This window comes from Methylobacterium sp. WL64, assembly GCF_008039945.1.
Classification (GTDB): domain Bacteria; phylum Pseudomonadota; class Alphaproteobacteria; order Rhizobiales; family Beijerinckiaceae; genus Methylobacterium.
On sequence record NZ_VRVA01000205.1, the window covers coordinates 1 to 5668 of the forward strand.

The following is a 5668-nucleotide window of genomic DNA, read 5'->3' on the forward strand; positions in this document are numbered from 1 at the left end:
CATCAGGCGGCCGCCCGAAACGCCCATCTCAAACGCCGAGCGTCAGACGCCAAAGGGCGTCACCGCCGTAAGCCCAGCAAAACACGCCGACGACGGAAAAGCCAAAAAACGCAACTGTAATGCTAGGAAGAGGTCCTTCGAATGCTCGTCATCGACGAAATGACAGTTCGGGTCGGCCTCTGCCTCGGCGCGGCCCCGGGCAACGGCGGCGCCGTAATCGCCGGTATGCTCGACGACCGTCACACCTGAAGCGCGCAGACGATCTTTCTTCCACTGCCGCGCATCCGCCGACATGTGGACCGTCGTCCGGAACCCGATCCGCGCGCTCATGAGGCCGATCGACAGGCCCAGATTGCCGGTCGAGCCAACTGCAATTTTGTAATCGGAGAAGAAGGCCGGCGCCTCGGCCAATTTCGTGTAATCATCCTGGGGCATGATCAATCCAGCCCTGAGCGCGAGGGCTTCAGCCCGCTTGAGCACTTCGTAGATACCGCCACGCGCCTTGATCGAACCAGAGACCGGCAGATGGCTATCCTTCTGCAGGAGAAGACGCCCGGCCGTCGCGTAGCCGTAGCGCTGCTGGAGCCCCCGCGCGAAGTCCGGTACGTCGACGAGGTCCGACTCGATGATTCCGCCAGTCGCTGCGAGTTCTGGGAAGAATCGGACTAGCAGCGGGGCGAACCGCGTCAGCCTCGCTTGCGCATCCTCGACATCCATCATCGTCAAGCCGACATCGCCGAGACCAACCGCTGCGGGCGCGATCCCCGGATTGAACCACGTGATCTCCCTGCCATCCATTAGGTCCCGAATGAGGGGGTAGGCGGTGAGCCACGCGCCGAGTGGACGTCCGAGGACGGATGCGTCGTGCCGGGTCAAGGGGGCATCTCCAGATGAATCACGAGGCCGGCTTGGAACCGGCGGCCCGATCGCTTCAGGTCGGCAGCTCTCAGCTCTTCAGGTGCGCGCATTCTCGCGCTGGGACGGCTTTCACGACGGTGAAACTCGCGCCAGCGCAGGCGCGCGGTGCAGGAACGTGGCCCGCGGCTCACGCCGCGTCGTAGATCGGAAAGCGCCGGCAGAGCGTGCGTACGTCCTCGTGGATCGCCGCGAGCGCAGCCGCATCCCCCCGGGCCTCGATCGCCCGCACGATCCAGTCGCCGATCTGCCGGAACTCATCGCGTCCGAACCCGCGGGTCGTGCCCGCGCTGCTCGAGAGGCGCAGCCCCGACGGTGCCTCCGGTGGGCGGGTGTCGAAGGGAATCTGGTTCTTATTCACGGCGATACCCACCGCCTCGAGGGCCGTAGCGGCGATGTCGCCCGTGATTCCCTGGTTCACGAGATCGACAAGCATCAGGCTCGTGTTCGTGCCGCCGGAGACAAGGCGCATCCCGTGCTCGGCGAGCCTGCCGGCCAGGGCGAGGGCATTCTCGAGGGCCGCTCGGTTGTAGGCCTTGAATTCCGGCCGCATGGCCTCACCGAAGCAGGCTGCCTTGGCGGCGACGATGTGCAGCATCACCGCGCCCTGCACGCCCGGGAAGATGCCGTAGTTGATGCGGTCGCTGAGGACCGCGTCATTCCAGAGGGCCATGGCGCCGCGAGCGCCGCGCAGAGACTTGTTTGTGGTCGAGGTCACGACATGCGCGTGGGGGAAGGGGTTGGGATAGCATCCCGCCGCGACCAAGCCCGCGAAATGGGCCATGTCGACCATCAGATAGGCGCCGACCTCGTCGGCGATGGCACGGAAACCCTCGAAATCGAGGGTCCAAGCATAAGCCGAGCCGCCGGCGACGATGATCTTGGGGCGATGCTTCCGCGCGAGGTTACGGACTTCCTCAAGATCGACCTTCTCGGTTTCCCTGCTGACGCCGTAGTGGACGATGTCGTAGTCGCGCCCGGTTAAGGTAGCCGGGTGGCCATGGCTGATATGCCCCCCGGCCGCGGTCTTCATCGAGAGGATGGTCTCGCCCGGCTTCAACAAGCCCAGGAACACCCCATTGTTGGCGTTCGACCCCGAATGAGCCTGGACGTTGGCGAAGCTGCATCCAAACAGCGTCTTCGCCCGCTCAATCGCAAGCGCCTCAATGGCATCAGCGTATTCCGCGCCACCGTAGTACCGTGCATAGGCGAAGCCCTCGACCGTCTTGTTGGTCATGACCGAGCCCTGGGCCTCCAGGACGAGCTTCGAGACAATGTTCTCTGAAGCGATCAGCTCGATCCCGTCCTGCTGGCGCACAAGTTCGCCTCGGATGGCCCGTGCCAACGGGGGATCGGCATCGAGACCAAGATTGAAGTAACCGACGTGAAGCGTAGACATGAGTGAGTATCATCAAACAGTTGGTCTGCTGTTGGCTCTTCGGATCCGAGTTTTCGGAATGATTCCGGAAGCAGCACTTTCGTCGTGCGGCGACGGTTATCGGCTTAGGTATCGCCGACTAAATTTCTTGGTAAAGCCCTCTAGGATGAAGGCGTAAGAGTAATCTTCGATTAACACAAATGAATTGTTTTAAGGTAATACATTGGCAAATCTGAACGTTGAATCGGTTTTCGGTCGATCTTCGGCGAGGTGGCCGGCCTGGCTCAATGCGGTTTTGTCGAGGACGAAAAGCGTTCTAGAGCGCGCGCCGCCGCCGAGGTGGATACCGGCTCGGCGTAAGCGAGCGCGTAGTATCGAAGAGCCGACTTTAATGCCGCAAAACACGAGAGAGAAAGGTTTGAGTCCGCTCCTGCTGCGGATCATCGAAGATCTGTGTCGGCGTTCCGACTTCCAGGATGTGGCCGCGATCAATGTAGACAACCCGATCCGCGACCTCGCGCGCGAAGCCCATCTCATGCGTCACGATCATCATGGTCATCCCCTCGACCGCCAACTCGCGCATGACGTCGAGCACCTCGCCGACCATCTCCGGGTCGAGGGCCGATGTTGGCTCATCGAACAGCATCAGGTGCGGCTCCATCGCCAGCGCCCGGGCGATTGCGACGCGTTGCTGTTGCCCGCCAGAGAGTTGCCCGGGGAACTTGTGGGCGTGATCGCGCAAACCGACACGTTCAAGGAGCTTTTGGCCGACGGCCTCCGCCTCAACCCTCTTCCGTTTGCGTACCCGCATCGGTGCAATCGTGACATTATCGAGAACACTCTTGTGCGGAAACAGATTGAACTGCTGAAAGACCATGCCGACGCCCCGGCGGATGCTCGCGAGTTCTCGGTCACCGCCAAGTTCTCGATCCGCGGCGTTGGGCATGTCGTAGCCGTCCACATGCAACTCACCGGCTTGGTAGGTCTCAAGCCCGTTCACGCAGCGGATCAGGGTCGACTTCCCGGAACCGCTCGCACCGATGACGACCATCACCTCGCCACGTGAAACGTCGAGATCGATATCCTTGGGGACGTGATAGGTGCCGTAATACTTGTTGAAGCGCGAGAAGCTGACAATCGGTCGGGTGGATCCGGCCGTATTTACCTGATGCTGGATCTTCATCGCGTTCCCCTCCCGAGATGCGCCTCGAGCTTACGTGAGGCGTAGGTGATGGCCGATCCGATCACAAAATACACGGCAAACATTGTTAAATATATTTCATAAACCCTTGAACTATTCTGCGGATTTGCAAGAATCATCTGACCAGACCGTAAAAAATCGGTCAGTCCAATAATGAATACTAGAGTTGCGCCGTTGAAGATGTCCAGGATTTGGCCGACCAGGGCGGGGAGCGTGACGCGCAATGCCTGGGGCAGAACGATGTCCAGATTGGTGGACCACGTTCCCATCCCCAGGGACTGGGCTGCCTCGACCTGTCCCTTCGAAAGGGCCTGTAGGCCACTGCGGACGTATTCGGCGACGTAGGCTGAGAAGAAGATGGCGTAGCCGGCCATGCCGCGCAGGAGGGCGGGAACAGGCAGGCCCGGCAAGAGCAGGGGCACGATGATCCAGATCCAGTACACGACCAGGATGAGTGGGATCGAGCGCATTACCTCGATATAGGCGGTGCACAGGACGCGGACGCTGCCGATCCGGCTTTGCCGGCCGAGCGCCAGGAGGATGCCGAGGGGGAGTACGAGGCAGGACGTCGCGATAGTGAGGATAACGCTCAGGAGCAGGCCGCCCCAGCGCTCCAGCCCGGGACCAGCGAGCACGAGGAACATCGCCCCGAAGGCGAGAAGGAACACCGGGCCGGCAAAGCGACACAGCGTGAAAGAGCGCGCCAGCAACGCCCAAGCCGCGAGAGCCGTCCAAAGGCATCCGACCGCGAGCAGACCGTCGGCCGCGCCTGCGGCAAGTAGCGCCAGGCCGCCGATCAGCCCGGCTCCTGCAAGCCCGGCGAGGAGTGGAACCGCAGCAGGAAGGAGGATCCCGAGGCTGCCGCCCGCGATGCCCGCTAGGACGAACCCACAGAACCATGCGCGCCAGATTTCTTCCACTGGGTAGATGCCGATCAGCAGGACGCGGGCGCTATCGGCGAGAATGTGCCAATCGGCCGTGACGAGTGCCCAGCGCAGGATTACAATCAGCACCCAGGCGCAGAATGGCACGATCACCAGCGTCAGAGCGGCGTCGGCCGGCTTCCCGAACAGGTTGCGGTGAAGCCAGCGGAGCGGCATGGCGTTCATCGGGTGGTCCCTCCGGTGATCCGGCGATTCAGGAGATTCACGACAGAACTAATCAGCCAGCTCAGGACCAGGTACGTCACCATCACGATCAGGACACCTTCGAGATTGCGCCCGGTCTGATTGGAAACGGTACCGTAGACGTTAAACAGATCTGGATATCCGATAGCGATTCCGAGGGATGTATCCTTCATGAGGCTGATGTAGCGGTTCCCAAGCGAGGGCAGCACGACACGGAATACTTGCGGCAGAACGATCTCTTGAAGCGTGCTTGAGCGGGACAGGCCAAGGGCGGCGGCAGCCTCCCATTGCCCCTTCGGTAGCGCATCGATGGCGCCTCGCACGATCTCCGCCACGTAGGCCGAACTGTTAACCACGATGGCGAGCAGCAGCGCCGTCAGTTCCGGCGAGAGAGGCAGCCCCCCCTCGCGCCGAACCGCGTCACCACCGGCAGGTTCGGAATTAGCGGGAAGCCGGCTACGATCGAGACCGCCAGCAGGACCGCGGCGAGGGCCAGGGCGCCTCGCTTGACGATCCGGCCCGTGTCGAAGAGGCCACCTGAGAGTACGACGAGAAGCGCGGCGATGCCCGCAGCCAGGGCCGCCGAGGCGACGCCCGTCGTCGTCTCGGAGACCGCCACGAAGGGCAGGAAGACACCCGACTGGCTGGCAATCACGAGGCCGAACATGTTCGCGGCGGTACTCGCTGGCGGGAACTGCAGGACCACCGCAAAATACCAGAACACGATCTGGATGAGGAGCGGCGTGTTCCGAACGACCTCGACGAGACCGAATGAGAGTTGCCGGACTAGCCAGTTCGTCGAGAGACGACCGACCCCAACCAACGTCCCGACGATCGTGCTGAGGACGATGGCTACAATGGCCACCTTGAGCGTATTGACGAGACCCACAACTAGGGCCTGAGCGTTGGCGTCGCCGGAGGAGAGTAATTACCCACGCCATTGATGGCTGGTTTCAGGCGCCGATGGTCTTGAGAATGGTGCCGAAGGGACTGCGGCCTGCGAGGCGCGCGGTATCGACGACGGTGCGGATGTCGGCCTCGCCCTCG

General features: G+C 62.2%; 6 protein-coding genes. All 6 read right to left on the reverse strand.

The window, feature by feature from the left end; genetic code table 11:
- Positions 1-42: 42 nt before the first annotated feature.
- Positions 43-876, reverse strand: a complete 834-nt coding sequence (locus FV242_RS32445) for a D-serine ammonia-lyase (protein WP_246692991.1) — start codon at positions 874-876, stop codon at positions 43-45.
- A 169-nt stretch (positions 877-1045) separates the two neighbouring features.
- The gene (gene glyA, locus FV242_RS32450; RefSeq protein ID WP_147941807.1) at positions 1046-2314 is read right to left on the reverse strand and encodes a serine hydroxymethyltransferase; all 1269 of its coding nucleotides are present in this window, start codon (positions 2312-2314) and stop codon (positions 1046-1048) included.
- A gap of 367 nt (positions 2315-2681) precedes the next feature.
- Positions 2682-3476 (reverse strand): amino acid ABC transporter ATP-binding protein, encoded by a 795-nt coding sequence (locus tag FV242_RS32455; RefSeq protein WP_147941808.1) that lies wholly within the window; start codon positions 3474-3476, stop codon positions 2682-2684.
- Positions 3473-4603, reverse strand: a complete 1131-nt coding sequence (locus FV242_RS32460; protein ID WP_147941809.1) for an amino acid ABC transporter permease — start codon at positions 4601-4603, stop codon at positions 3473-3475. Before FV242_RS32460 ends, FV242_RS32455 begins: the two co-directional genes overlap by 4 nt.
- Positions 4600-4956 carry an ABC transporter permease subunit gene (locus FV242_RS35065; RefSeq protein WP_246692992.1) on the reverse strand — a complete coding sequence of 119 codons (357 nt, stop codon included), beginning with the start codon at positions 4954-4956 and terminating at the stop codon, positions 4600-4602. Before FV242_RS35065 ends, FV242_RS32460 begins: the two co-directional genes overlap by 4 nt.
- 41 nt (positions 4957-4997) lie before the next feature.
- On the reverse strand, positions 4998-5510 hold the full coding sequence (locus FV242_RS35070) for an ABC transporter permease subunit (RefSeq protein WP_187278664.1): 513 nt from the start codon (positions 5508-5510) through the stop codon (positions 4998-5000).
- Between the last annotated feature and the right edge of the window lie 158 nt (positions 5511-5668).